Source organism: Bradyrhizobium sp. SZCCHNRI1029, from assembly GCF_032487555.1.
Taxonomy (GTDB): domain Bacteria; phylum Pseudomonadota; class Alphaproteobacteria; order Rhizobiales; family Xanthobacteraceae; genus Bradyrhizobium.
In genome coordinates this window covers 574,924-601,638 of record NZ_JAUEUK010000001.1, presented here as the reverse complement: position 1 = coordinate 601,638, position 26,715 = coordinate 574,924, and the positions used below count along the sequence as shown (strand labels likewise).

Sequence of the window (26,715 nt, the reverse complement as noted above, 5' to 3'; positions counted from 1 at the left end):
GGGCATGACCACGACCAAGTCCATCCTGGTTACCGGCGCCTGCGGCTGGCTCGGCTCGGCGATCGTACAGGCGCTGCTCGCCCGCGGCGATCGCGTCGTCGCCATCGACCTGGTGGTCTCGCCGGCCATGGCCGCACTCGCCTCGCAACAACAGCTACTCGTCAACGCTGCGATCGATCTCGGCGAATGGCATGAAGTGCTGCGGGCGTTCCAGACATTTCGTCCCGACGCCGTCATCCACGCCGCCGCGGTGGTCGGCGTGGTTCAGGCCGCGGATATCCCGCTGAAGGCGCTGCGGGTCAATGTCGAGGGCGCGATCAACCTGTTCGAGGCGATGCGGCTCTCCGGCGTCCGGCGCGTCGTGCAGATCTCGACCGAGGAGACCTATGGCGACTTCCAGTCGGCCATCATCGACGAGGATCACCCGCAGAAGCCGGCCAGCGTCTACGGTGTGACCAAGCTCGCAGCCGAGCACTATGGTCGCGTCTATTCGCGCGATCACGGGCTCGAATGCATCAATGTGCGGACCTGCTGGGTGTACGGACCGCATCTGCCGCGCCTGCGCATGCCCCGCACCTTCATCGAGGCCGCGTTGCGCGGCGAGCCATTTCATCAAGAGGACGGCGGCAATCTCGCGGTCGATCAGGTCTATATCGACGATACCGTGGCCGGCGTGCTGCTCGCGCTCGACAAGCCGCATCACAGCTTCGACGCCTACAACGTCGCGACCGGAGTGGCTCCGACGCTGCGCGACACGGCCGACGCCGTCAATCGCGCCATTCCCGGTGCGAGGATCACGGTCGGGGACACCGGTCCCTATCATCATGGCGGCCGCGTGCTGAGCGCCGTCAAGGGCGCGCTCGACATCGGCCGCGCCAAGGCGGAGCTCGGCTACCAGCCGCGCTACGATCTGCAAAAAGGCATCGAGGCGACGATCGAAGCGACGCGGGCCGCGATGGCGAAGACACCATCTGCATCAGGGAATCGAAAATGACCACCTCTTCTCCGATCGTTCTCATCTTCGGCGGCTCCCGCGGCATCGGCGCCGCCTGCGCCCAGGCGTTTGCCGTCGCCGGCTGGCAGGTGGCCTCGACCTACGCCGCCAGCCCGTCGGACGGAGGGCCCGGCCGGCAATACAAGGTCGACATTCGCGATGCCGCGTCGGTCGCGCAGGTCTTCGCGCAAGTGGCCGCCGATTTCGGTGGTGCGCCGCAGGCCGTCATTGCCAACGCCGGCATCAACGTGCCGGCAGGTCCGCTGGCGAGCTTCAAGCCGGAGGACTTCCGGCTGCTGATGGAGGTCAACGTCGTGGGTGCCTTCAACGTGCTGGCGGAGGCAGCGCGGCGTGTGCGCGACGCCGGCGCCATCGTCGCGATCACGACGTCGCTGGTCCGTCACGCGGTGCCGGGCACCGGGCCCTATGCGGCGACCAAGGCAGCGGTCGAAAGCCTGGTGCGGTCGATGGCGAAGGAGCTCTCGGCGCGCGGTGTTCGCGTCAATGCGGTGGCGCCCGGTCCCGTCGACACCGAACTTTTCAATGCCGGCAAGACCGAGGAGGCCAAGCAGCGCATGGCGGCGTTGAGCCCGTTCAATCGCATCGGCAAGCCGGGCGAAATTGCGGAGGTGGTGCGCTTCCTGGCCTCCGGCGAGGCCTCCTGGATCCAGGGACAGATCGTGCAGCCCAATGGCGGCATGGTGTGAGCATGACGGCGGCGGTGCACGCCGGCGAGACGTTCGATGTCGTGGTCGTCGGAGCCGGCGCGGGCGGCATGACGGCGGCGACGATCGCGGCTGCTGACGGCTGCTCGGTGCTGCTGCTGGAGCAGGCCGAATTCGTCGGCGGCACCACCGCCATCTCCGGCGGCATGGTCTGGATTCCTGCCAATCACAAGGCGGCCGCGGAGGGTCGGGCGGATACGCTGGAGGCGGCGCGCACGTATTTGGACCGGACCGTGCCGGGGCAGGACCGCACGCGGCTCGAGACGTTCCTTGCATTCGGCGACGAAGCCTTGCGCGATCTCGAGGCCCGCACTGCGCTGCGGCTGCAGCCGGTGCCGACCTATCCGGATTATTATCCCGACCTGCCCGGAGCCACCGCGGGAGGCAGGGTGCTGGAGCCGCTGCCATTCGATGCGCGCGGCCTCGGCGACGCCTTTGCGCTGCTGCGCGATCCGCTGCCGGAGTTCATGCTGTTCGGCGGCATGATGATCAGCCGCCAGGATATCCCGCATCTGCGCCGTGCCGGCCGATCGTTGCGCTCGGCCCTGCATGCGGCCAGGTTGATCGCGCGCTATGGCCTGCAGCGGCTCACGGCGCGGCGCGGCACGACGCTTTATCTCGGCAACGCGCTGGCGGCGCGGCTGCTGCGCTCGGCACTCGATCGTGGCGTCGTGATACGCACCGGCACCTCCGCCCAGCAGCTTGAGGCCGACGCGCAGGGCAGGGTCTCGAGGCTCGAAATTGTCGATCGCTCCGGCCGCTCCTGGATCACCGCAAGGCGCGGCGTGGTGCTCGCGACCGGCGGGCTGTCGCATGATGCCGAGCTGCGCCGCTGCTATGTGCCGCAGGCCGCCGGCCTGCTGTCGGCCACCGTCGACCCCGGCGCCGCACCACGCGGTGCGCGTCTGGCCATGGCCCTGGGCGCGTGCCTGTCGGCGCCGACGAAAGAGGGCGCGTTCTGGGTGCCGGCTTCGACATTCACACGGGCCGACGGCAGAAGCGGCATCTTCCCGCACACGGTCACCGATCGCGCCAAGCCCGGCCTGATCGCGGTCGATGGCACCGGCCGCCGCTTCGTCAACGAGGCGGTGTCCTACCACGAGTTCGTGCGCGCGCAGCTCAGGCACGCGACGGCTGTTCCTGCCTGGCTGATCTGCGATCGCCGCTTCCTGTGGAGATACGGCCTCGGCAAGATCAAGCCGTTCACGCGCAGTGTCGCGCGTGATGTCGCCGCGGGCTATCTCAAGCGTGCCGACAGCCTGGACGCGCTCGCGGAGACGATCGGCGTCCCGGCGCAGGCGCTGACTGCAACCGTCAACCAGTTCAACGCCGGTGCGGTGCGCGGCGAGGATCCCGCCTTCGGCCGCGGCGGCGACATCTATCAGCGTGCGCTCGGCGACGCCGATCAGCATCCCAATCCCTGCGTCGCGCCGATCCTGGAGCCGCCTTTCCATGCGGTCGCGGTTTATCCGGCCGATCTCGGCATGTCTGCGGGCCTCGTCACCGATGCGCGCGGGCGGGTGTTGCGCGCGGATGGCTCACCCATTCCTGGCCTGTTCGCCTGCGGCAACGATATGGCCTCGATCATGGAAGGGGCCTATCCCGGGCCCGGCATCACGTTGGGTCCGGCGCTGGTCTTCGGCTGGCTCGCGGGCAGGAACGTCGCCGGCGCGAACGTTTGAGGACTCTCATGCTCGTGAGCTCGCTCCAGGCATGGCTCGATGTGACCTCTCGGAGCCTGGAGGCATGAGAACGACTTGGTCACACTTCGCGGCTTGTGAAAGTCGGCCACGGGTTGTTGCCTGAAGTGGGGACGCGGCAGTGGTCAGGAGGACCGTTGTCGTTGTCCAGGGTGGGGTGGCCTTCCCCACCCGCCGCCCGGCCGACGGACGCAAATGGCTCGCTAGTGGAGTCGCGCCGCTTCGGATCCCCGCCGGCTCGCTACTATATCGCGTGCAACACAGGATCAACTTGGGAAGTTTGCAATTGACGAACGGCTCGGGCCGCCGCGAGTAGCGGACGGTGCTCGTGTTTGGGCAACTCGAGATGATATGGTTGCGCGTCCCCGTAACGAGGCGCCTTGAGCATCACGCGCCTCTGCGGCCTTTTCCTGATATCGCCTGGCCGTCGCGCTGCTTTCGTAGTTGAATTGTCGTTTCCGCTCAGCTCTCATTCATGAGCTGCTGGCACCAAGGTCAGAAGTTGCTCATTGCCGTGTAGGCAATAGCAGCCGATGGTTGCCGAACGGGCGCTCGGCATGGGCCGCCCATCTGCCGTGTGGAAATTCCGGTTACGACAATCCGGAGTTGCCGGCCTTGTTCCGGGCCTTCGGCCCTGGAGGAGCGTCCGCGTGCATCGGGACCTGTTGTGCGCGGTGAAGTCAGGCCGTGGATGGTTGCCGGTGGGATGGCGGCGTCGTACGCTCGCGCGCCACGTGACAGGTGGCATGATCGGGGACCGGGTCGTTTCAGGATGAGGCGCTGATGGCGCGGAGGGCAGCTCGCGTGATGGATGAGGACGACCCGAGCGGAGAGATATCCCGGATCGAGGCGCGGATCGACGAGCTTGCCGACGTGGCGGAGCGGTGTCGAAAGATCATCCTGGCCTCGAAAATCGCGATAGCCGGCGGCGCCGCATTGCTGCTCGGCGCGGTGCTGGGCCTGCTCGGATCCGATGCGGTCGCGCTCCTCGGCGCCATTGCGGCGCTGCTCGGCGGCATCGTGTCGCTCGGATCGAATGTCAGCACGTTGCGACAGACAATGGCGGCGATGGCCGCCGCTGAAAGGCTGCGCTCGGACCTGATCGGCAGCATCGATCTTCGCCTGGTTGGCGAGAGGCGAGGGAGCGTGTAGTTCGCGATGGGATGACGGCGTGACGCGCTCCAGGTGTTTGGCAGCAGTTGCCCTTGGCCGATGGCCCGGCGACTTGGTCCGTTCGATGAAAATGACAGGGAGACCACATGCTCAAGGGGATCGATCCACTGCTCAATGCCGACGTGCTCCATGCGCTCCGCGCGATGGGGCATGGCGACCGTCTCGTGATCTGCGACACCAATTTTCCGGCGGATGCGATCGCGCGGCAGACAGTGTTCGGCGGGCTGCTGCGCATCGATAATGTCAGCGCGGCGCGCGCGGTCCAGGCCGTGCTATCGGTGCTGCCGCTCGATAGCTTCATCGACGATGCCGCCGTGCGGATGGAGGTCGTGGGCAGTCCTGTGGAGGTGACGCCGGTGCAGCAGGAGGTGCAGGCGGTGATCGACCGCGCCGAGGGCAGGTCGTGGCCGCTGGTCGGCGTCGAGCGCTTCGCATTCTATGAGATGGCCAGATCAGCCTATTGCGTGATCGCCACCGGCGAGCGCCGGTTCTACGGCTGCTTCATCTTCAGCAAAGGCGTCATCCCGCCGGATGGCGCATCGGGATCATGATGCCGGCTGGCACGCGGAATTGGGCAGCGGTACGCATGCCGGTAAAGGTATTGCGATCGGTCATCCGCCTCGCGTTCGACGCGTAGCCCCCGCCGCGGCTCAATGGGTTTCGGGGAAGCGACCCGGCGAGAGATCGGTCCCGCATGTCGCTGCGCTCATGGCAGGTTACGGGACTGATCGCGACGGCAGAGAAGCGAGTCCAGCGCCGGGCGAGCGCCGCGAGACCTCGCCCGATGCCGCGTCGAGGTTTCAATCAGAAGCGGTCTCAGCGGCAATTCCAGGTCGTGCCCTGCGCGCAGACCGCGTTCGGGCTGTCGCCGCCATAGACCTGATAGGGGTATTCGCCCTTGCGGTAATAGCCATAGGCGTGGGGGTTCACGCCGTAGTAGGACGGAGCCGCGTAATAGGCCGGGCCGTCATAGACCGGGCCATCGTAATAATCATAGGCGTCGCGGCTTGCGGCGATCGCAAGACCGGTGCCGATGGCACCCGCCGCAAGTGCCGCGCCGATCGCAGCGCCGCCGCCGCCGCCGTGCCAGCGCCCATTTCGCGCGTCGGCACTGGTCGGGGTGAAGGCGCCGATCGCGAGTGCAGTCAATGAAGCAATTGCGGCCGTGCGGCCGAGCAGAGCTGGTTTGGTCGACATGTCAGGCCTCCAGTGAAGTGCGCCGTGATTGGCTGATGTCTCCGGTGTCCGGCTCTGCCGAGAACTGTGACGAACGTCAGAGCCGAACAATGCCGGCAAACGGATGATCGATTGCGGTTCTGGACCTGACCTCGCCGAGGAGCTGGCGACGGTCCAACGCAAATGGCAGGTCCATCGCACTAGAACCGCCGTCCGGCTTTGGAGTTCCGGCCCCGCCCGAACTTCCATGCGATCGGACAGGGGCCGCTGGGCACACGGAGGAGGAATGGCTCGTGCTTTGCCGACCTGGCAGCCCGGTGCCGGAGCCAACTCATCACTGTGACGGTGCATTCCAATCACTGAAGACGTTTGAAGGGCGTCGATGAGACTGGCCGCCGTGACCCGACGAGCTCGCGCCATCCCGAGCTGCACGACGGGCAATCTCTGCCTGGGTGACATCCGCCGCGGGAGCGCGACGTCATGGCCTCGCTGTTCGACCTGTTCGGAACATGCGCGTTTGCTGGCGAGCCCGTCATCACGACGTTGCGCGGGAGCAAGGAGATTGCAGCCATCCAAGTGCGTGTCCGGATGGCGTCGTCTCACCCCATCGTCGCCAGCCTGACCGCCAGCGCACACGCCCGATCGTATTCGTCCAGGTTGATCCATTCGTCAATCGTGTGCGGCTCGTTCTGGCCGGTGCCGAAGGTCACGGTGGGGATGCCGTGGCGGACCATCCAGTTGGCGTCGAGGCCGCCATTGCCGGCGCGCAGGGTCGGCGCGGCGCCGATGTCGGAAACGGCAGCCATGGCGCGCTTGACGACGGGAAGGGTCTCCTTCATCCGGAACGGATGATAGTCGGTCTCGGCCTTGAACTTGACGCGGCCGGACTTGCCTTCGCTGTTGGTGACCTGCTTGGCCGCCTTCTCGAAAGCCGCCTTGTAGGCCTTGGTGATCTCGCGGATGAATTTGGCATCGTGGCTGCGGCATTCGCCGCGGACGTGGACGTAGTCGGTGACGACGTTGGTGGCGTCGCCCGCGGGGCGGCCTTCGCCGCCGGTGACCGGACCGACATTGCTGGTGCCAAGCCTCGCGTCCTTGCCCTTGCCCTTCACCACCTTGCCGAACCAGCCGCCGGCTTTCACCTCGGCGAGCGCGAGCGCCAGGATCATGGTGGCGCTGATGCCGCGCTCAGGCGCGACGCCGGCATGCGAGGCGCGGCCGAAGATCTCGACCTCCCAGCGGTCGGCGCCGACAGCGCCGATCGTGACGGCGGAGGCCGAGCTGCCGTCGAAGTTGAACGCCATCTCGGGCGCGCCGAGGTCGTCGGTGTTGACGTGCCGCGCGCCATAGAGCCCGCTCTCCTCGCGCACGCAGAACAGCAGCGTGATCGGCGGATGATCGAGCTTCTGCCGGATTAGCTCGGCCGCGAGCGTGACGAGAATGCCGCAGCCGCAGCGATTGTCGCCGCCGAGCGCGGTCCTGGCCTGGTTGACGATCTTGCGACCGGAGATCTTCGGCTGCGCGCCGGCGCACAGTGGCACCGTGTCCATGTGGGTCATGAACATGATCCGCGGCTGATTGTGCTGGCTGCCGCGGCCAGGCAGCTCGACGATCAGGTTGCCGGTCTCGGTCGGCAGCGGAATGCGCGTATTGGCATCGTCGAGCCGCATCGCCTTGGCCGGCACGCCGGCCTGCTTCAGCGCCGCCATGATCTCGCGCCCGATCGCCTTTTCCTGTCCGGTCACGCCCTGGACGGCGAGAAAACGCATCAGACGATCGGTGGCGGCGGTGGTGTCGACGGACATGAAGCGATTCCCGTGATGAACGATGTGCCCGGAGCATCCAGCCGGGCGGCCGGTTGCGCAAGGGGGCTCGCATTGGTTTCGCCGCCTGACTCTTTTCCGATGCCTCGATCGTTTTCATGTCATCTGGACATTGGAGCATCATCATGAGCCTGAAAGACAAGACGATCGTCGTGACCGGCGGAAGCCGCGGCCTTGGCTTGGGAGTCGTGGAGGCCCTCGTCGATCGCGGCGCCAAGGTGACCGTCGTCGCGCGCGGAACCGAGGCGCTGAACGCGATTGCTGCGCGCCTGGGTGTGGCCACGATCGCGGCCGACGTCACCGACGAGGCCGCTGCGCATCGCATCGTCGGCGATATCAGCCCCGACATCCTGATCTTGAACGCCGGCACAACGCCGCACATGGACCGGCTGGATCGGCTGACCTGGAGGGATTTCTCGGTTGCCTGGGAAACGGACGTCAAGGCGGGCTTGTACTGGATCCAGGCGGCGCTCAAGCTCCCCCTGAAACCAGGAAGCCGCGTCCTGGTCGGATCGAGCGGCGCGGCGGTGGGCGGTTCGCAGATGTCAGGCGGCTACGGCGGCGCCAAGCGCATGCTCTGGTTCATGGCGAAATACGCCAACGGCGTGTCGCAGGACGACAGGCTCGGCATCCGCTTCCAGGCGATCGTGCCGCGTATGATGATCCTCGGCACGGGAGTGGGGGATACGGCCGCGGGTGCTTATGCCGGGTCCATGGGCATTGCGCCGGAAGCGTTCGTTGCCCGCTTCGGCGCGCCGATGCCGCCACGGGCGTTCGGCGATCGTGTGGTCGCAGTGCTGGAGGACCCGCGGTTCGTCGACGGCGTCGTGTTCGGTCTCAACGGAGATTCCGGCGTGACGGTGATGGAAGGAGCGGCAGCTTGAGCGACGGCGGACATGCTTCGCGCGGCGCGCGCAGCGCCGAGCTCGTGGCCCTCGCAGAGCAGCTGCGGCCCGAGCTGCATCGTTATTGCGCGCGCCTGATGGGCTCTGTGATCGACGGCGAGGACGTCGTGCAGGACACCCTGACAAAAGCGCTCGTCGCGGTGGACGAGATGCGCGACGTCGTGATGCTGCGCGCCTGGCTGTTCCGGGTCGCGCATAACCGGGCGCTGGACCTGCTGCGCAGCCGTGCGATCCGGGCCGCCGAACCGATGGAGGCGGCTGACGGTGTCGCCGACGACACCGTGCCGGATGCCGTGGAGGCGATGATGCGCGACGAGGCGATCCGGACCGCGGTGTCGCGCTTCACGGAGCTTCCGATCCCTCAGCGGAGTGTCCTCGTTCTGAAGGATGTGCTCGATGAGTCGCTCGCCGACATCGCGGCGCTGCTCGACCTGACGGTGGACTCGGTGAAGGCGCATCTCGCCCGCGCCCGGGCGCGGCTCTCCGAGATCAACGCTGTGGCCGAGGCGCGGCCGGCGGCGAGACCCGCCTCCGATGCGGCGACACGCTATGTGAGCCTGTTCAACCGGCGTGATTGGGACGGCCTGCGCGCGCTGCTGGCACACGACGTCAAACTGCACCAGTCCACTCATCCCGTCCGTGTCGGCCCGGCCGATGTCGGGATGTTCTTCAGCATTTACGCCGGGATGGACGGCGTCTGGCTGGCGCCGGCCTGGCTCGAGGGCCGGGAAGTGATCGCCGTGTTCGAACGCCAGGGCGATCCGCGGCCCAGCTACGTCATGTGGCTGAGCTGGCGCGACGGCAAGATCAGCTTCATCCGCGACTACCGCTACGTCCGCTATGTCATCGCCGATGCAGAGCTGGCACTCGCCCCGCCGTCCTGAGCACCCAGACCGGCAAGGGCTTGATCCACATCAACGAGGGACGGTCGCGCCAGGAGCATCTTTTGATCAAAGAGGTCTGAGATGCAGCTCTTCAACTCGACGAGGGACTACGGGGCGATTCCGCAGACGCTGCATTGGCTGACGGTCGTTCTCGTGGCCGTCGCCTGGGCGCTTGGGGTCTTCGGTGACGTGCTGCCCAAGGGCGCGCCGCGCGAGTCCGGCCTGCTCGTCCATGTCACGGCTGGGATCGCGATCCTCATGCTTCTGGCGGTGCGCCTGGCTTGGCGGCTGGCCGATCCTTCTCCGCCGCCCGAAGCGACCGAATTCGCCACATGGATGGGAAAGTGGCAGGATCCGGCCGCGCGTTTCGCGCACTACGTTCTCTATGCGCTGCTCTTTGCCGTGCCCGTCGTTGGCATCGTGTTGCAGTTTGCGCGCGGTGATTCCTTGCCGCTGTTTGGCATTGCCGAGATCGCGTCGCCCTGGCCCAAGGACCGCGCGTTTGCTCACAACGTCAAGGAAGTGCATGAAATTCTCGCCCACGCCCTCGTCATCGTGGCCGCAATGCATGCGGCCGCCGCGCTGATCCATCACTGGATCTTCCGGGATCGGACGCTGCTTCGCATGCTGCCTCACTCGGACGACTAGGGAAGGCGACACGCCTGTCGGAAACCATGGATTGCGCCGGTCGCTTCCGCCGCCGTAACCGGACGGTCGCGATCCGATCGATCACTCCGCTCATGGTTCGGATTGCCAACCCCAAGGACACGCGGCCCGGAGACTCCCCCAATGCTAGAGTATCGCGTCAACGCCCGACGGATCGATGCGCATGAAAGCGTGGCTGACTGCAAGGATGCGACCGTGGTGCTCGACACCGATGTCCAGGGACGGCGGGATGCGTTCAACCCGGCCGAGCTTCTTCTCGCCGCGGTTGCCGCCTGCATGATCAAGGGAATCGAACGCGTGACGCCGATGCTCAAGTTCCATATTCGTGGCGTCGAGGTGCGACTGATCGGCTTCCGTCAGGACAGCCCGCCGATGATGGCGTCGATCGATTACGAGCTGATCGTCGACACCGACGAAGACGACCGCCGGCTCGAGCTGCTTCATCAGAATGTCAGGAAGTATGGAACGATTTCCAACACCGTGGCGGCCGCCACGAAGTTGCAAGGCGTGATCAGGAGAAAGACATGAGCCGCCTTCACGTCCACCCCGAAAGCCATCTGGTGGCGCGGATCGGATGGCTCAGAGCGGCCGTTCTGGGAGCCAATGACGGCATCATTTCGACTGCGAGCCTGATCGTCGGTGTTGCTGCGGCAGCAGCGACACGAAACGACGTCCTGATCGCAGGCGTGGCGGGATTGGTCGCCGGAGCGATGTCGATGGCCGCCGGTGAATATGTCTCCGTCAGCTCGCAGTCGGATACGGAGCAGGCCGACCTGGCCCGGGAACGCAAGGAGCTGAGCGACAACCCCGCATTCGAACGCGACGAGCTTGCCGAAATCTACGTCAAGCGAGGTCTGGATCAATCCCTTGCGCGGCAGGTGGCCGAGCAGTTGATGGCGAAAGACGCACTGACGGCTCATGCCCGCGACGAATTGGGAATCTCGGAGATCACCGCAGCGCGGCCGATCCAGGCTGCCCTGACCTCGGCCATGATGTTTTCGGTGGGGGGCGCCATGCCCTTGCTGATGGTCGTCGTGTCGCCCGCCAATTTGCTGGTCCCGATCGTCTCCGCGGCTTCTCTCGCCTTTCTCGCGGTGCTGGGAGCGATCGGCGCAAAGGCAGGCGGGGCCAACATTCCGCGCGCCACCTTTCGCGTGACGTTCTGGGGGGCCTTCGCCCTGGGTCTCACCGCAGGCATCGGAAGGCTGTTTGGGGCCGTTGTTTGAAGCGCTGGCAAAGCTTGCGCGACGGTCAACGGCGTTACCCCCGTCTCGTGTCGAGGCTGCGGCGGTGTCGCGGTGTCGTCGACACGGGCATTATTTCGAGAAATTGAAGACCCAATTCGGTCCAGGCGCCATTATCAACCGGCCCGCGAGCCGCCACATCTCGCGTCACGGGCATTCGATGGGTGCGACCCTGACGTCAACAGGATGCCGCCGAGGCGGCAACGCGCCCCATGCCGTGGTCGTGAGGAGCGAGTGGTGGACGGACAGCAAGCGCCGGGTGGATCCCGGCCGGTCATTCTGCATCAGGAGCGTCCCCCAGCGGAGCCGCGCGCCGGGGCGTCCGCAGGACGTGCGCTGTGGTTGCTCGCCGCGCTCAGCCTGATGTTCGGAATGCTGGTCGCGGTGCCGTGGATGGTCGAGTATGTGACCGTGGGCCAATATCTGGTTCACACCGATGACGCCTATGTCAGTATGAACGAGATCCCGGTCAGGTCGGCGGTGTCCGGCCTGGTCAGGGACCTGCTCGTGACCGACAATCAGGAGATCGCTGCGGGACAGGTTCTCGCGCGGATCGAGCACCGGGACGAGCGCGCTTCGACGGTCGCGCTGAACGACGTCATCGCTCCCGTCGCCGGCGTCGTGGCTGCAAGCGGTCTCCATGTCGGCGACGCCGTGACGACAGATCGGTCGTTGATGGCGGTGGTCACGCCAGGCGAGCCCCACGTCATCGCAGCTCTCGCGGTTTCCGAGATCACCTATGTCGCGATCGGACAGGCGGTCACGATCGACGTGCCGGGCCTGCCCGTCCGGCTCTATGGACATGTCGCGGATGCTGAGTGGATCGGCGCGGCGTCCGGCTCGCCAACCGGCGAAGCGCGGATCGCGCTGAAGATCAGCCTGCTGAAGGCGGCCATGCCCGCCGGATTGCGATCGGGCATGGCTGTCGGCGCGACGATCCTGACCGGCCTGACCGGGACGGAGCGGATGGTCTCGCAGATCCTGCGGGAGAGGGCGCAGAGGACCTGCCACTGCGAGCAGGATCTCCAGCCCGCGTCGGTGCAGCGGCGCATCTGACCACGGCCATTCCTGCGCGACGGGCAATCCGTGCATGCCTCTCATGCCTGAACTGCCCGTCGTGCCAGTTTGTCGCGGACTCATCATTTGCACCGTCGGGCAAATCACCCTCACATTCTCGCGCATCCCGGCTCGCTGAGGAGGGACGTTTCGCGATCGTCACGAGCGTCGAGCCGGAGATGCGACGGGCGCGTTGCTTCGCAGCCGGGGGGCACAGCCCGCGCCGACGAACGGAGCGATGCGACGGCGAAGTGGTGTGGTCCTGGCATCGCGGTGCTGATGCCAAGCCGGCGGTGATGATGATCCGCCGGCGACGGGGGCAAGACAGCCGATCCCCGGGGAGAGCGCCTATAAGTCGTCAAACCGTCGCGCAGGGAAGGCCGGATATTGGGCTGAACCTGTGGTTCTGCCGCGTGCTTTTTGCTGCACGCGGACCGCGGGTATCAGCTGATACCCGGTCCTCCCTGCGTCTCTTCTTCGGAGGAAGAGGTTCACTCAAGATGACAACTCGGGCGGATGCCGCCGCGAGATGGCTCAGCCTTGCCTGCTGTTTGAAACGTACAACACGCGGTCGTGCGATGTCCCGCACAAAGTGGGCAGTCGCAAGGTGATCTGCGGCCCTATCTCGACGTGATCGAGAGCGTCTTCTTCACCGGCGGCCTGTCGGTGACGATCAAGTCGCACCACGAGGTCGGCGGTCTGCCGGCGCGCATGAACATGAAGCTGGCCGAACCCTTATGCTCAGCGGTCGGCGAGAGGTTGGTGATGCTAATCGCCTACCGTTTACCAGGTCGAGTGCCAAGACGCCTCAACTTGGCATCCCCGCCGACAAGCGCTGCGCAGACGGCCAAGTCGGCATTGTCGACGATGAGTGACCCATTCTGTGACTCCGAGCCTCTGCCGCGCTTCTTGAACGCCCGGAGCTCTAGTGCCTTGAGCTGGCGAACAAAGTCGCCTCCAGTCCGATGTGGTTCGAAAGGTAGTCCTGCGGGCCGGGGGTGACGACCCAGCGAATGCGTGACTTGAAAGCACGCCGGCGCACACGTGAGACGTCGAGATTGAAGCCGTGAAATGCAGTCGCACGTTCCATGAACAGGTAGTCGATCCTCGATCCGGTGGGATTCGCGTCGTCTGGCTGCATGTCGTCGCAGTAATAATCGACATCATCTGACATCGTCGGCGTGGCAACGGCCGGATCGTAGGCTTGCCGATATGCCTCGCTGGCGCGATAGACCTTACAGTTGGTATTGAAGTCGTTGTAGATCGGCTCGTCGCCCTCGCCGTGACGGTCGGTCAAACCGTCGCTTTTCATCGTATCGTACGGGACGCTCCACAGGTCATAGAAGCCGGCCTGCTCCATCGCCGCGACCAGGTTGTGGTATTCGTCGGTATCAGCACCGATGTTGAAATCTCCTGCGACAATGGCCACGTTGGATGGAAGGTGCGTCGCCTTGATGAAGGCAATCAACTCATCAATCTGCCTGCGCCTGACGTCGATCTTCTCCGCGTCAGTTGGGCCGGGCGGCAGAAGGCCGCCATCGCCGGCATAAACATGCGTCGAATAGAGCTCGATCGCACCGAAGCCGACCGGGATACGCGTGAGTTGCACCCCTTTGTTCGCCCATTTGTCAGAATCGAACATGTAGCCCATCTCGCATCCGCCGGGCATCACTCGCGACACGCCGTCCGCGGCATAGACATGCCCGCCGCCATTCTCGATCGTCCGCGTCGGGCTGAGGACGAGGATCCCGCTCTGCAGTTGCTTGTAGGCGAGGGAGCCGGTCGGTCCGTCGACATGCTGCGCGGTGCCATGTGCCAGGATCGTATCCCGCGTATCCTGGTCCCAAGCCTCGACCAGCGATACGAGGTCGTAGGCGAACACCCTCCGGCCGATTTCGCCGGCGCGCTCGGGGATGACCGGCTTCTCCATGACACTCACTTCGAACACGCCAAGCACCGGCGCGACCAACTGCATCAGCACCTCGAATACGACCTCCTCGGGGATCGAGAAGAGGCTTATCAGCCAGTCGAGGTCGGAACTGAGATTTTCGATGATGTATCCGCCGAGCGAGAGGCTGTTGCCCACCAGCTTGCAGGCATCGTTCAGCGGGTTGGCGGAAACGCCGCAGACTTCCACGATCGGCGGGAAGATGCGGTCGCAGACATCTCCGATGTCGGCCCCGATCATCTCCAGTGCCTTGCCGATGAACTCAGCCGATGAGACCCCAAGACAAGCCGCGAAGTGGCCCACCCCTCCGGCAGCGGCGACGATCTCCTTCAATCCGATCTTCGCGCGCAGGCACCAGATGTTGTAGTGGAGGAATGAAATTCGTGTCGTGGAGGGGCCCGACAGGCGCCAAGCCGCCTCGGCGAACGAAGCCGTCGGCAGGGTCGTTCCCGGTGCCGCTCCGGGGTAGCGCAGCCTGGACAACAGGCTGTGCATCGACTGCGGCGGGTAAAGTGCGTCGGCCTGCTGCGCGAGCTGATTGAACGACGTGGTGGGCATGCGCGCGTCCTCCTGACTGGTGAATCAGCTTGCCTGGAAGCGGTAGGCGAGCGTCGGCCACGACAGCCAGCGTTCCGGCGCCCGTCTGACTTCCTGTTCGATCTTCTGGTTCACCCAGGCAGCGAGATCCTCCGGCTGCTTGCCGGCGGTGGGCAGCGTCGCCACCACTTCCACGCGGCTGTCCCTGGGCGCTATCAGCGCCAGCGTGTAGCCGTTGCGGATCGCAAGCCTCAGAATGGCGGCCGGAGTCTTGGCGGGGCGCCCGAAGAATGGGCTGCGGATGAACTCGGTGCCCGGATGAATATTGTCCATCATCGCGAACACGTTGCGGCCTTCGCGCATGTACGCGGCGAGCGCCTCCGCACCGCCTGCGGCCCGGAAGTTCAGTGTGGTGCCTGCGTCCTTCAACTCGGAGAGCCAGGGAGCATCATTCGATACCAGAACGATCACATGCTTTTTGTCCGCAGTGCCGAGCAGGCTAGCGAGCTCCGGGAAGTACCATCCGACAATCAGCAGCTTCCCCGATGCCGGCAGGTTCAGATCGATCTGCCGCGTCTTCCATGCACTTAGATTGCTCATGGCCTCGAGCCAAGCCCGCTGATGAGCCGAGCTGAAATCGGCGCGGGCTCGAACGTGGGGCGTGGGGAGCAGCTTGCCTGCCCAGGCGAAGGCATGGTCCGCGCAGGCCGGAACCGACCTCTCGACTGCGTCGACCTTCAATCCGTGAATGCCGCTCAGGACGGTGTGCAGATCATTGGGCATTTCAAGACCCCGCCAGTTCCCATGTTCTGAGCGCGGCCTGGCGCGCGCCAGAACATCCTACTTCGTAGTTAACGGTCGCAGGCGCCAGCCGATGGAGCGTTGACGTGAATCAAACTGCGGCGGCCGAGTTGACGATATTTTAAGTTACATCTTCAGCGGGAGGCGGCGAACATGACGAGCGACATCAAACTCACCGACACGTCGGTCATCCTGGAAGGATCAACGACTGTGCTGCAGAGCGGCAATGTCAGGGTTCCCGTCGACGCGCAGGGCTATCCCGGCATGCTCAGAATCGAGTTTGACGGCGCGGCGGCCCACGCGGGACGTCTCTTGCTAGCCCCGGCTTGGTTGGGGCGAGCGATAATGGCATGCAACGTCGAGACCGTGCAGCTCCAGAGCCCGAAAGTGCCTCCGGCGGCGCGCGCGGCGCTCTCTCACTCCCAGGCTGACGAACTTGTTCTCAACGATGGCAAGCATTACGCCGGGGGCGTTTCGATTCACGGTGCGGCGAAACTCGAAGACGTGACCGTTAAAGGCGCCGCGCGGTTCGAGAAAACCGTTACCGCTCCAGACGGAATTGTCGCGGGTGGCGTTACGATCGCAGTCCCCGCACCGCCCGCATTGCAACCGGGTCTATCAGTTGCGAGCTCCCGCACCAGCATGGAGATCAGCTCGTCGACCATTCGTGTGACAACGAGCCATGTCGGGATGATGGGGCATCAACCCGCGCCGGACGTCCTTGACCTGGTCGCGGAGATCCGCAGCCTTCGCGACCGGGTGGCCGCGCTGGAGAAGAAAGCCGGGGTTCCCGTGCCGGCCTAGTTTCGAGAGGCTCCTCGGCTTGGTCGCGCCGTAACAAAGCCAGATGCCATGCGTTGGTGTGATCCAAGGCCTGTAATATCTCAGATGATCGCGAGCTTCATCAAGGTCGATGCCTCACGGCCGCAAACCATCTCTTGGATTGTCCAACCAATGGCCGTACGTTGGTGGGCGGGGACGGAATTAGCCCAAAGCAACACCGTGGAGAACAGTTGGTCTGATGGATGAGGACGACCCGAGCGATCAATCTCCCTCATCGAGGCGCGGATCGAACAGCTGGCCGACGCGGCCGAGCGGTGTCGAAAGATCATCATGGCCTCGAAGATCGTGATATCCGGCTGCGCCGCGTTGCTGCTCGGGGCGGTGCTGGGCCTGCTGGGGTCCAATGCGGTCGTCGTCCTCGGGACGATTGCCGCGGTGCTCGGCGGCATCGTTTCGCTCGGATCGAACGTCAGCACCTTGCGACAGACCATGGCGGCGACGGCCGCCGCTGAAACGTTGCGCTCGGACCTGATTGGCAGCATCGATCTTCCGGCCCCGCCCGAACTTCCATGCGGTCGGACCAGTGCCGCCGGGCACGCGGAGAAGTAGAATGGCTCGTGCTTTGCCGACCCGGCAGCTCGGTGCCGGAGCCAAGCTCATCACTGTGACGGTGCATTCCAATCACTGAAGACGTTTGAAGGCGTCGATGGGACCGGCTGCTGTGACCCGACGAACTCGCGCCATCCCGAGCTGCACGACGGGCAATCTCTGCATGGCGCGTATGCGCCAACTGCCCGTCGTGCCAGTTTGTCGCAAACTCATCACTTGCACCGTCGGGCAAATCACATCCACATTTCCTGTTATCCCGGCTCGCTGAAGAGGGACGTTTCGCGATCGTCACGAGCGTCGAGCCGGGGAGGCGACGGGCGCGTTGCTCCGCAGCCGGGTGTCAAAGCCCGCGCCGACGAACGGAGCGATGCGACGGCGAAGTGGTGTGGTCCTGGCATCGCGGTGCTGATGCCAAACCGGCGGTGATGATGATCCGCCGGCGACGGGGGCAAGACAGCCGATCCCCGGGGAGAGCGCCTATAAGTCGTCAAACCGTCGCGCAGGGAAGGCCGGATATTGGGCTGAACCTGTGGTTCTGCCGCGTGCTTTTTGCTGCACGCGGACCGCGGGTATCAGCTGATACCCGGTCTTCCCTGCGCCTCTTCTTCGAGGAGAAGGGGACTTCAGTTGCATAACCCGGGCGTCATCAGCGGCGGGATCGCGAGGCCATGTGTGAGCCATGTGTGCCGTCTGATCGTCGAGCGAAGGAGCCGCGGTGCTGCTGGACGATGGCCGGCTCAGGCGCCCGCATCATGCGCATTGATCACCGCCACGAAGGCCTCGCCGTAGCGCGCGAGCTTGACCGTGCCGGCACCGGGGATGCTCGCAAGCTCCGCGACGGAGCGCGGATGGCGGGCCGCCATTTCGGCCAGCGTCTTGTCGTGGAAGATGACATAGGGCGGGACGTTCTGCGCCTTGGCGAGCTCCATCCGGCGTACGCGCAGCTTCTCGAACAGGTCGCGGTCGAGGTCGGGAAATGCCGCCGTGGTCTGCCGCTCCCGGGGTTTGCGGTCGCGCCGCGGCTTCTTCAGCACGCGCAGGCTGAGCTGCGGCTTGTCGCGCAGGAACTGGCGGCCCTCGGGCGAGATCGACAGGCCGCCATGGCCGGCGACGTCGACGCTGATCAGACCATGCGCGACGAGCTGGCGGACGATCGAGCGCCAGGCGTTGCGGTCGTGCTCCTTGCCGATGCCGAAGGTCGAGAGCTTGTCGTGGCCGAGCCGTTCGATGCGCTCGTCGGTCTCGCCGAGCAACACCGCGATGACGTGGGCCTGGCCGAAGCGCTCGCCGGTGCGGTGGATGCAGGACAGCAGCTTCTGCGCGGCGATGGTGCCGTCGAAGGTCTCCGGCGGGTCAAGACAGATGTCGCAATTGCCGCACGGAGCGCAATCGTCGCCGAAATAGCGCAGCAGCACCTGGCGGCGGCACTGGCAGGTCTCGGCGAAGCCGAGCAGCGCATCGAGCTTGCGGCGCTCGGTGCGCTTGCGCGCATCGGGCGCGTCGGACTCATCGATGAAGCGGCGGCGCAGCGCGATGTCCTCCGCCCCGTACAGCATCAGAGTCTCGGAGGGCAGGCCGTCGCGCCCGGCGCGGCCGGTCTCCTGGTAGTAGGCCTCGATGCTGGAGGGCAGATCGGCATGAACAACGAACCGCACGTCGGGCTTGTCGATGCCCATGCCGAAGGCGATCGTGGCGACCATGATCAGGCCCTGCTCGAGCTGGAAGCGGCGCTGGTTCTTCTCGCGCGCCTTCATCTCCATGCCGGCATGATAGGGCAGCGCCGGGAAGCCATGATCGCTGAGCGAGGCGGCGACTTCCTCGGTCTTGCGCTTGGACAGGCAATAGACGATGCCGCTCTCGCCCTCGCGCGATTTCAGGAAGGCCAGCATCTGCTGCATCGTGCTGGTTTTCTCCGCTGCGCCATAGCGGATGTTCGGCCGGTCGAAGCCGGCGATGAAGCTGTTGCCGTCGCCGATCGAAAGATGCTCGACGATCTCCGCGCGCGTCGGCGCATCGGCCGTGGCGGTGAGTGCGATGCGCGGGATGGTCGGGAACAGCCCGGCGAGGCAGTCGAGGGCGCGGTATTCGGGACGGAAATCATGGCCCCATTGCGAGACGCAATGCGCCTCGTCGATCGCGATCAGCGACAACCGTGCGGTCTTGAGCCGCTCGAGGTTCTCCGCCTTGAGCAGCGTCTCGGGTGCCATGTAGAGGAGATCGAGCTCGCCGCGTTCGATGTCCTGCCACAGCAGGTCCTTCTCGGCGCCCCAGAGCCGCGAGTTCAGCGCCGCGGCCTTCACGCCGGCCTGCCGGAGCGCGGTGACCTGGTCCTCCATCAGCGCGATCAGCGGCGAGATGATCAGCCCGAGGCCGGGACGCGCCAGCGCCGGGATCTGGTAGCACAGCGACTTGCCGCCGCCGGTCGGCATCAGCACGAAGGCATTGTGGCCGGCGATCACGTGCTCGACGATGTCACGCTGCCGGCCGCGGAAACTGTCGTAACCGAACACGGTCTTGAGGATCGAGAGCGGATCGGCGGCCATGGGAACGCACTTCTTCGGCAGACAGAGGGACTGGATAAGTCCCGTTGCAGCCCGCTGCCGTCAAGCAAAAGCTGGCCGCCGACGCGCATGTCAGCGGGGCCGAAAAGCATGGACCGGGGGACAGCGGCCGGGGCGCGTTGGACAAGCCGGCGAGTTATGGCAGAATCGACTTGCATCGCAGTATGTTCTGATCCTGATCCAACCATGGGCTCCCGGGGGGAGCCGGGTGCATTGGCACCTCGCCGGGCGCAAGTGCTAGTCGATGCCGATCCGCAGTGGTCGGTGGTGCAGCTCGCCGAGCGGCAGCGTGCGCTCGCCATGCAAAGCTCGGGGGCGTGGCGCCGCGAGATCGCGAGACATGTTGAATCGTTGGAATTCGCTTCGACGTCGCCGTTTCGTATACGGTGGCGGCTGGTCGAGGCCGGTCCGCAAAGAGACGCGCGTGCAGAGTTGGTGATGTGAGTGCTTGCAAATCTGTTTGACGGTCCGGTCGTGGTGGCGGCGTCCAGCCTCTCGCTGGCGGAGGATGAGCTGTTTCCCGAAGAGCGCGCGCATATCCAGGCCGCGGTCGCCAAGCGGCGCGCCGAGTTCGCGACCGCGCGGATCCTGGCGCGCAGGGCGCTGGCGTCGCTGGGAGCTTCGCCGGTCGCGCTCGTCCCGACGCCGGATCGCGCGCCGGTGTGGCCGTCGGGCTATGCGGGAAGCATCTCCCATTGTGCCGATCATTGCGCCGTGGCCGTGGCCCGAAGCAGGGATGTCCCGTCCCTTGGACTGGATGTCGAGGACCTGCGCGAGCTCGATCCGTCGATGCGCGATCTTGTGCTCACGCCGGCCGAACGGCAATGGCTTCGCGGCCAGCCCGACGCGTTGCAGCCGATGCTGCCGATCGTGATCTTCAGCGCCAAGGAAGCCTACTACAAATGCCAGTATCCGCTCACGCGCGGCTTCCTGGATTTCCAGGATGTCGAGCTCGCGATCGCATGGGCGGCGGGCACCTTCGAGGTGCGTGTCATGAGAGAGGATTGGCCGGCCGCCGTTGCTCGCCTTGCCGGACGCTTCTTCATCGCTGACGGCCGGGTCAGTTGCGGCGTGACGTTGGCGAAGGGCTGATCACGCGGATGCAGCCTGGAGTTGGGCCGCGCCTGCGTCCTGGCGGCGGCGCCGGAGAGCCACGCCATCGCCATCCCGGCAAACCTCCGGACGACGAGCAGCTTACCGCAGTCGCTAAACATGATGCGCTGCAAACGTCGCGAAAACGCGCTTGACATGTTTAGTCGTTCGCAATCTACTAAACAAAATACTTAACTCGGACGGATGATCCGAGGGCCAGGGGAAACGCTTGCGGCTCGCGCTGTCGTTGTGACGGCGCCGCTCGCCGCGGGCCATGCATCGCCGTCACCCACGCGAAGCGGGGACGGCGCCAACAGGGAGGGAGTGCCAGATGAAGTTGCTGCAGACATTTGCACTGGCGGCGACGGTCGCCGCCGCGACCGTGCTCGGCGCGTCCGCGCCGGCGCGCGCCGAAGGAAAGACGATCACCCTGTGCTGGGCCGCCTGGGACCCGGCCAATGCGCTGGTCGAGCTGTCCAAGGACTTCACCGCCAAGACCGGCGTCAACATGAAGTTCGAGTTCGTGCCATGGCCGAACTTCGCCGACCGCATGCTCAACGAGCTCAACTCCAAGGGCAAGCTGTGCGACCTGATGATCGGCGATTCCCAATGGATCGGCGGCGCGGCCGAGAATGGCCAATACGTCAAGCTCAACGAGTTCTTCGACAAGGAAGGCATCAAGATCTCTGATTTCATGCCGGCCACCGTCGCCGGCTACGCCGAATGGCCGAAGGGCTCGCCGAACTACTGGGCGCTGCCGGCGATGGGCGACGCCAACGGCTGGACCTATCGCAAGGACTGGTTCGCGCGGCCGGAGATTCGCGAGGAATTCAAGAAGAAGTTCGGCCGCGAGCTCGAGGTGCCGAAGACGCAGGAAGAGCTGAAGGACATTGCCGAGTTCTTCCAGAAGCGGGTGATCGACGGCAAGACCGTTTATGGCGCGGCCATCTTCACCGAGCGTGGCTCGGAAGGCATCACCATGGGCGTCACCAACGCGCTCTATCCGTTCGGCTTCAAGTATCAGAACCCGAAGAAGCCGTATGACATGCAGGGCTTCGTCAACTCGGACGATGCGGTGAAGGGCCTCGAGTTCTACAAGGCGCTGTACAAATGCTGCACGCCGCCCGGCTATTCCAACGGCTACATGCAGGAAGGCCTCGATGCCTTCAAGTCCGGCCAGGTCGCGCTGCAGATGAACTGGTTCGCCTTCTTCCCGGGCCTCTACAAGGACCCCAATGTCGGCGGCGACAAGATCGGCTTCTTCGTCAACCCCGCGCAGAAGGAGAAGGGCTCGCAGCTCGGCGGGCAGGGCATCTCGGTGGTGGCATATTCGCCTAACCGCGCCGAAGCGCTCGAATATATCAAGTGGTTCGCCGCGCTCGACACCCAGAAGAAGTGGTGGGCGCTCGGCGGCTACAGCTGCCACAAGGGCGTGCTCAACGATCCCAACTTCAAGAACACCGCGCCGTTCGCCGCCGACTTCCTGGTGGCGATGGACCAGGTGGTCGACTTCTGGGCCGAGCCGTCCTACGCCCAGCTTCTGCTCGCGATGCAGAAGCGCGTCCACGACTATGTCGTCGCCGACCAGGGTACGGCGAAAGGCGCGCTCGACGGGCTGATCGCCGACTGGACCAAGGTGTTCAAGGAGGACGGCAAGCTGTGATGGAGGCGGCACCTCTCGCGCAAGCGAGATCCGCCACGACAATCCCTCCGGCGAGCTTCGGCTTGCCGGGCGGACCAGCCAGTCTCACCGCCAGCCCGAAGCCGCCAGTGAAGCAGCCCCTCGCATGACCGACCAAACCGGACTGAGCAGCCTCGTCGACCGCGCCGCCCTGGTGACGCCGCCCGCCGTGGCGGGGCGCGTGCGCGGCCTGTCCGAGCGCGCCATCGCCTGGCTATTCATCATGCCGACCATGCTGCTGCTGCTCGCGATCAACATTTTCCCGTTGATCTGGACCATCCGGCTGTCCTTTACCAATTATCGCGCGAACCGTCCGAACGCCACCGTGCTCGATATCGGACTCGCCAACTACCAGTCGATCCTGACCGATCCGGACGTCTGGGCGGCGATGACGGTGACCGCGCGCTTCGTGTTCTGGACCATCCTGATCCAGACCCTGCTGGGCTTTACGCTAGCCTGGCTGATCGACAAAAAGTTCCGCGGCCACGGCCTGTGGACCACCTTGATCCTGCTGCCGATGATGCTGTCGCCGGCTGTGGTCGGCAACTTCTGGACGTTCCTCTACCAGCCGCAGATCGGGCTCTTCAACTACGTCATCTCCGCCGCGACGGGCGCGCCCGCATCGTCTTTCCAGATGCTGGCGCAAGTGCCGCTCGCGCCCTGGGCGATCGTCATCGTCGACACCTGGATGTGGACGCCTTACGTGATGCTGATCTGCCTTGCAGGTCTCCGCTCGATTCCCGACTACATCTATGAGGCGGCCGAGGTCGATCGCGCCTCGCCGTGGCGGCAGTTCTGGTCGATCACTTTGCCGATGGCGCTGCCGTTCATCATGCTGGCGGTGCTGTTCCGCGGCATCGAAAACTTCAAGATGTTCGACATGGTCAACCTCCTGACCGGCGGCGGTCCAGGCTCGACGACCGAGGTCGCCTCGATCACCCTGAAGCGCGAAGCCTTCGAGAAGTGGCGGACCGGCTATTCCTCGGCCTTCGCCATCATCCTGTTCGTCACCGTGTTCGGCCTCGCCAACATCTACGTCAAGGCGCTCAACCGGGTGAAAAGCCGATGACCGGTCTCGCAACCGCCCATTCCGTCGTCGATCCGTCGCCGCTGACCAAGCGGATCGCGGCAACCGTGGTGATCGCCTATGCGCTGATCACTCTGGTGCCGCTGCTGTGGATCTTCATGACCGGCTTCAAGTCGCCGTCGGACGCGATCGCCTATCCGCCGAAGCTCGTCGCCGAGCCGAGCCTGGAGGGCTATTGCAACCTGTTCACGACCCGGACCCGGCAGGCGCCGGAGTACATGGCCAAGCTGCCACCGGCTGCCAGTCTGTGCGACCGCATCTCGCGCGGCCGCAACATGGTGGTCGCGGGTCCATCGAACTACATCCCGCGCTACGTGAATTCGCTGGTGATCGCGTTCGGCTCGACGGCGCTGTCGGTCGTGCTCGGCACGCTGGCGGCCTACGCGTTCTCGCGCTTCAAGGTGCCGTTGAAGGATGATCTGCTGTTCTTCATCCTGTCGACCCGGATGATGCCGCCGATCGCGGTCGCGATCCCGATCTATCTGATGTATCGCGAGCTCGGCCTGTCCGACACGCGGCTCGGCATGATCCTGCTCTATACGTCCGTCAACATCTCGCTCGCGGTCTGGCTGCTCAAGGGATTCATGGACGAGATCCCGCGCGAATACGAGGAGGCGGCGATGGTCGACGGCTACACCCGCCTGCAAGCCTTCTTCAAGGTCGTGTTGCCGCAGGCCACCACCGGCATCGTCGCCACCGCGATCTTCTGCCTGATCTTCGCCTGGAACGAATATGCCTTCGCGGTGCTTCTGACCTCGGGCACGGCGCAGACCGCGCCGCCCTTCATCCCGATCATCATCGGCGAGGGCGGCCAGGATTGGCCGGCGGTCGCGGCGGGCACCACGCTGTTCCTGATCCCGATCGTCGTGTTCACGGTGCTGCTGAGAAAACATCTGTTGCGCGGCATCACCTTCGGAGCGGTGCGCAAATGACCGAGATGGCACAAGATCAGCCGGCCGATGCGGCGCACTCGCGCTGGCCACGGGCGCTGCGGCGCGGCCCGATGGAGACGCTGGCAACGATCCTCATTGCGGCCGGCGTGCTGATGCTGCTGCAGCCGTTCGCACTGGTGCTCTACACCTATTCCTTCATCACCACGCTCGCCGGCGTCGTGATGTTCACCATCGTCTCCAAGTTTCCGGACTGACGCCATGGCCGAGATCCGGATCGAGAATCTGTTCAAGGAGTTCGGCGGCTTTGCCGCCGTGCGCGGCACAAGCTTCACGATCGCCGACGGCGAGTTCTTCTGCCTGCTCGGTCCGTCCGGCTGCGGCAAGACCACGACGCTGCGCATGATTGCAGGCCTGGAGCTGCCGACCTCGGGGGCGATCAGGCTCGGCGGCGAGGACGTCACCTTCCGCCGCGCGCGCGAGCGCGACATCGCCATGGTGTTCCAGCTGTTCGCGCTCTACCCGCACATGAACGTGCGCCGGAACATCGCTTTTCCCCTGGTCTCGATGGGGGTGCCCAAGGGGGAGATCCGGCGGCGGGTCGAGGAAGCCGCGCGCATCCTGCGCATCGACCATCTGATCGACCGTCCGGTGAGCGGGTTGTCGAGCGGCGATCGCCAGCGCGTCGCGCTCGGCCGCGCCATCGTCCGCGAGCCGAAAGCGTTCTTGATGGATGAGCCGCTCGGCGCGCTCGATGCGGAGTTCCGTCACATCATGTGCGGCGAGCTGCGCGCCCTGCACGACCGGCTCAAGGCCACCACCGTGTTCGTGACTCACGACCAGCTCGAGGCGATGTCGATGGCCGACACGATCGCGGTGATGAATCGCGGCGTCGTGGAGCAGCTCGGAACGCCCCAGGAGATCTACGACCGTCCCGCCACCATGTTCGTCGCGGACTTCATCGGCTCGCCGGCGATGAACTTCATCCGCTTCGCGGGCAGGCTTGGCGCCGGCACGAACTGCGTGCGGATCGACGGCGCCGAGATCGGCGTGCCCGAGCTGCGCGAGGATGCCGGGAGCGACGAGTTGGTCCTCGGTGTGCGGCCGGAGCAGGTGGCGCTCAGCGCCGAAGGCGGGCTGCGCGGCGAGGTGTTCGGCGCCGAATATCTCGGCACCACCCAGATCATCACCGTCACGACGTCTCATGGCATCGTCAAGGCGCGCGCGCCCGCGGCGGTCCGGGTGCAGCGTGCGGAGCCGGTCGGGCTCAGCTTCCGCGCCGACCGGCTGTCGCTGTTCGACGCCGCCACGGGCCGCGCGGTCCGCACGGCGCTGTATGAGCAGCCGGTGAGAGGAGGGCGCCATCATGGCTGAGACGCGGCTCAACGCCGTCAGCAAGTCGTTCGGTTCCAAGCCGGCGGTACGGGATTTGTCGCTGACCATCCGCGACGGCGAGCTCGTCGTGCTGCTCGGGCCGACCGGTGCCGGCAAGACCACGACATTGCGGCTCGTGGCCGGCCTCGAGATGCCGGATCGCGGCAGCATCACCATCGGCGGCGTCGACCAGACGAAGGCGACGCCGGCCGCGCGTGACGTCACATTCGTGTTCCAGCAATATTCTCTCTATCCGCATCTGTCGGTGTACGACAATCTGGCTTTCCCACTGCGCTCGCCGGTGCGCAAGATTGCGGAGGCTGAGATCAGGCGCATCGTCGGTGACGTCGCGGCGATGCTCCGGATCGAGGACAAGCTCGGCAACCGCGCTACTCAGCTCTCCGGCGGCCAGATGCAGCGCGTGGCGATCGGCCGCGCGCTGGTGCGCAGACCTGCGATCGCGTTGCTAGACGAGCCGCTATCCTCGCTCGACGCCAAGCTGCGTTCCGAGCTGCGCATCGAGCTCAAGCGTATCCAGCAGGATCTCGGCGCCACCATGCTCTACGTCACCCACGACCAGATCGAGGCGATGACGCTCGCCAACCGTATCGGCGTGATCGAGCAGGGCCGGCTGGTGCAGGTCGGCAGCCCGCGGGAGGTCTATGAGGATCCGGCCAATACCTATGTGGCGACCCGGCTCGGCAGTCCCGGCATCAATCTACTGCCGCGCGGGCTGTTTCCGGATCTTGCGGTGCCGGGCGACGTCGCGACGATCGGCGCGCGCACCGAGCACATGACGGTCCGGCGCGCCGAGAGCCGTGCCGACGCACGGGTGAAATGGATCGAGCATCTCGGCGATCAGAATCATCTGCATATCACGCTGCAGGACCAGACCATCGTCAGCCTGGTGGAGCCGGATACGGAATTGAAAGTCGGCGACTCCGTCGCTATCGAGTTCACCCGGCCGCTGCTGTTCGACCGGGCGGGCCAGCGGGTGAGATAGACA

The 26,715-nt window shown here is 65.4% G+C and carries 24 protein-coding genes and 1 pseudogene; 20 read left to right on the top strand and 5 right to left on the bottom strand.

Translation table 11 applies throughout. From position 1 onward, the window contains the following. Positions 1-4: 4 nt before the first annotated feature. The 5 genes from QW861_RS02845 to QW861_RS02825 all read left to right on the top strand — a co-directional run bounded on the left by QW861_RS02845 (position 5) and on the right by QW861_RS02825 (position 5,143). Positions 5-994 carry an NAD(P)-dependent oxidoreductase gene (locus QW861_RS02845; RefSeq protein ID WP_316192676.1) on the top strand — a complete coding sequence of 330 codons (990 nt, stop codon included), beginning with the start codon at positions 5-7 and terminating at the stop codon, positions 992-994. Next, a complete protein-coding gene (locus QW861_RS02840; RefSeq protein WP_316184784.1) occupies positions 991-1,701 on the top strand; it encodes an SDR family oxidoreductase in 711 nt (236 codons plus the stop codon). Before QW861_RS02845 ends, QW861_RS02840 begins: the two co-directional genes overlap by 4 nt. A gap of 2 nt (positions 1,702-1,703) precedes the next feature. Then, complete coding sequence (locus tag QW861_RS02835; protein WP_316192783.1) at positions 1,704-3,401, top strand: FAD-dependent oxidoreductase; 1,698 nt, start codon at positions 1,704-1,706, stop codon at positions 3,399-3,401. 825 nt (positions 3,402-4,226) lie between these two features. Continuing rightward, the gene (locus QW861_RS02830; protein ID WP_316173906.1) at positions 4,227-4,571 is read left to right on the top strand and encodes a hypothetical protein; all 345 of its coding nucleotides are present in this window, start codon (positions 4,227-4,229) and stop codon (positions 4,569-4,571) included. A 107-nt stretch (positions 4,572-4,678) separates the two neighbouring features. Further along, a complete protein-coding gene (locus QW861_RS02825) occupies positions 4,679-5,143 on the top strand; it encodes an RbsD/FucU family protein (protein ID WP_316192675.1) in 465 nt (154 codons plus the stop codon). 265 nt (positions 5,144-5,408) lie between these two features. Here QW861_RS02825 and QW861_RS02820 read toward each other — a convergent pair whose 3' ends face one another. Together QW861_RS02820 and QW861_RS02815 are read right to left on the bottom strand one after the other, a co-directional pair. Then, positions 5,409-5,789, bottom strand: coding sequence for a hypothetical protein (locus QW861_RS02820; RefSeq protein WP_316164640.1), 381 nt, complete (start codon positions 5,787-5,789; stop codon positions 5,409-5,411). Positions 5,790-6,367: 578 nt separating this feature from the next. Then, a complete protein-coding gene (locus QW861_RS02815) occupies positions 6,368-7,573 on the bottom strand; it encodes a M20/M25/M40 family metallo-hydrolase (RefSeq protein ID WP_315749831.1) in 1,206 nt (401 codons plus the stop codon). Between the two features lie 143 nt (positions 7,574-7,716). Between QW861_RS02815 and QW861_RS02810 the strand changes: the two genes are divergently transcribed. The 6 genes from QW861_RS02810 to QW861_RS02785 all read left to right on the top strand — a co-directional run bounded on the left by QW861_RS02810 (position 7,717) and on the right by QW861_RS02785 (position 12,346). Continuing rightward, on the top strand, positions 7,717-8,475 hold the full coding sequence (locus QW861_RS02810; RefSeq protein ID WP_315749833.1) for an SDR family oxidoreductase: 759 nt from the start codon (positions 7,717-7,719) through the stop codon (positions 8,473-8,475). After that, entirely contained in the window at positions 8,472-9,380 is a 909-nt protein-coding gene (locus QW861_RS02805; RefSeq protein WP_315749835.1) for a sigma-70 family RNA polymerase sigma factor, read from the top strand. Before QW861_RS02810 ends, QW861_RS02805 begins: the two co-directional genes overlap by 4 nt. 81 nt (positions 9,381-9,461) lie before the next feature. Continuing rightward, the gene (locus QW861_RS02800) at positions 9,462-10,028 is read left to right on the top strand and encodes a cytochrome b (protein ID WP_315718501.1); all 567 of its coding nucleotides are present in this window, start codon (positions 9,462-9,464) and stop codon (positions 10,026-10,028) included. A 141-nt stretch (positions 10,029-10,169) separates the two neighbouring features. Further along, positions 10,170-10,574 (top strand): OsmC family protein, encoded by a 405-nt coding sequence (locus QW861_RS02795; RefSeq protein ID WP_315750037.1) that lies wholly within the window; start codon positions 10,170-10,172, stop codon positions 10,572-10,574. Further along, positions 10,571-11,272 (top strand): VIT family protein, encoded by a 702-nt coding sequence (locus QW861_RS02790; RefSeq protein ID WP_315749836.1) that lies wholly within the window; start codon positions 10,571-10,573, stop codon positions 11,270-11,272. The genes QW861_RS02795 and QW861_RS02790 overlap by 4 nt, the downstream gene beginning before the upstream one ends. Positions 11,273-11,527: 255 nt before the next feature. Continuing rightward, the gene (locus tag QW861_RS02785; protein WP_315749838.1) at positions 11,528-12,346 is read left to right on the top strand and encodes an HlyD family efflux transporter periplasmic adaptor subunit; all 819 of its coding nucleotides are present in this window, start codon (positions 11,528-11,530) and stop codon (positions 12,344-12,346) included. A 925-nt stretch (positions 12,347-13,271) separates the two neighbouring features. On the opposite strand, the gene QW861_RS02780 is transcribed toward QW861_RS02785, so the two are convergent. Continuing rightward, entirely contained in the window at positions 13,272-14,852 is a 1,581-nt protein-coding gene (locus QW861_RS02780) for an endonuclease/exonuclease/phosphatase family protein (protein ID WP_315749839.1), read from the bottom strand. A gap of 24 nt (positions 14,853-14,876) precedes the next feature. Continuing rightward, positions 14,877-15,614, bottom strand: coding sequence for a hypothetical protein (locus QW861_RS02775; protein ID WP_315749842.1), 738 nt, complete (start codon positions 15,612-15,614; stop codon positions 14,877-14,879). Between the two features lie 171 nt (positions 15,615-15,785). Here QW861_RS02775 and QW861_RS02770 point away from each other — a divergent pair, with 171 nt between their 5' ends. Both QW861_RS02770 and QW861_RS02765 read left to right on the top strand, forming a co-directional pair. After that, a complete protein-coding gene (locus tag QW861_RS02770; RefSeq protein ID WP_315749844.1) occupies positions 15,786-16,436 on the top strand; it encodes a hypothetical protein in 651 nt (216 codons plus the stop codon). A 217-nt stretch (positions 16,437-16,653) separates the two neighbouring features. Further along, a pseudogene (locus QW861_RS02765) lies at positions 16,654-17,024 on the top strand (hypothetical protein). Between the two features lie 737 nt (positions 17,025-17,761). Here the strand turns inward: QW861_RS02765 and recQ are convergent. Then, on the bottom strand, positions 17,762-19,567 hold the full coding sequence (recQ, locus tag QW861_RS02760; protein ID WP_315749846.1) for a DNA helicase RecQ: 1,806 nt from the start codon (positions 19,565-19,567) through the stop codon (positions 17,762-17,764). Between the two features lie 462 nt (positions 19,568-20,029). Between recQ and QW861_RS02755 the strand changes: the two genes are divergently transcribed. From QW861_RS02755 to QW861_RS02725, 7 genes are all read left to right on the top strand, one after another. Next, positions 20,030-20,677 (top strand): 4'-phosphopantetheinyl transferase, encoded by a 648-nt coding sequence (locus QW861_RS02755; protein ID WP_315749848.1) that lies wholly within the window; start codon positions 20,030-20,032, stop codon positions 20,675-20,677. A 331-nt stretch (positions 20,678-21,008) separates the two neighbouring features. Continuing rightward, positions 21,009-22,340: an ABC transporter substrate-binding protein gene (locus QW861_RS02750; protein WP_315749849.1), complete on the top strand. Its 1,332-nt coding sequence runs from the start codon at positions 21,009-21,011 to the stop codon at positions 22,338-22,340. A 124-nt stretch (positions 22,341-22,464) separates the two neighbouring features. Next, positions 22,465-23,427, top strand: coding sequence for a sugar ABC transporter permease (locus tag QW861_RS02745; RefSeq protein ID WP_315712570.1), 963 nt, complete (start codon positions 22,465-22,467; stop codon positions 23,425-23,427). Then, positions 23,424-24,377, top strand: coding sequence for a carbohydrate ABC transporter permease (locus QW861_RS02740; protein WP_315712568.1), 954 nt, complete (start codon positions 23,424-23,426; stop codon positions 24,375-24,377). Before QW861_RS02745 ends, QW861_RS02740 begins: the two co-directional genes overlap by 4 nt. Then, entirely contained in the window at positions 24,374-24,592 is a 219-nt protein-coding gene (locus QW861_RS02735) for a hypothetical protein (protein ID WP_315749850.1), read from the top strand. Before QW861_RS02740 ends, QW861_RS02735 begins: the two co-directional genes overlap by 4 nt. Positions 24,593-24,596: 4 nt before the next feature. Beyond that, positions 24,597-25,709: an ABC transporter ATP-binding protein gene (locus QW861_RS02730; protein ID WP_315712564.1), complete on the top strand. Its 1,113-nt coding sequence runs from the start codon at positions 24,597-24,599 to the stop codon at positions 25,707-25,709. Then, entirely contained in the window at positions 25,702-26,712 is a 1,011-nt protein-coding gene (locus tag QW861_RS02725) for an ABC transporter ATP-binding protein (RefSeq protein WP_315749851.1), read from the top strand. Before QW861_RS02730 ends, QW861_RS02725 begins: the two co-directional genes overlap by 8 nt. Positions 26,713-26,715 lie beyond the last annotated feature (3 nt).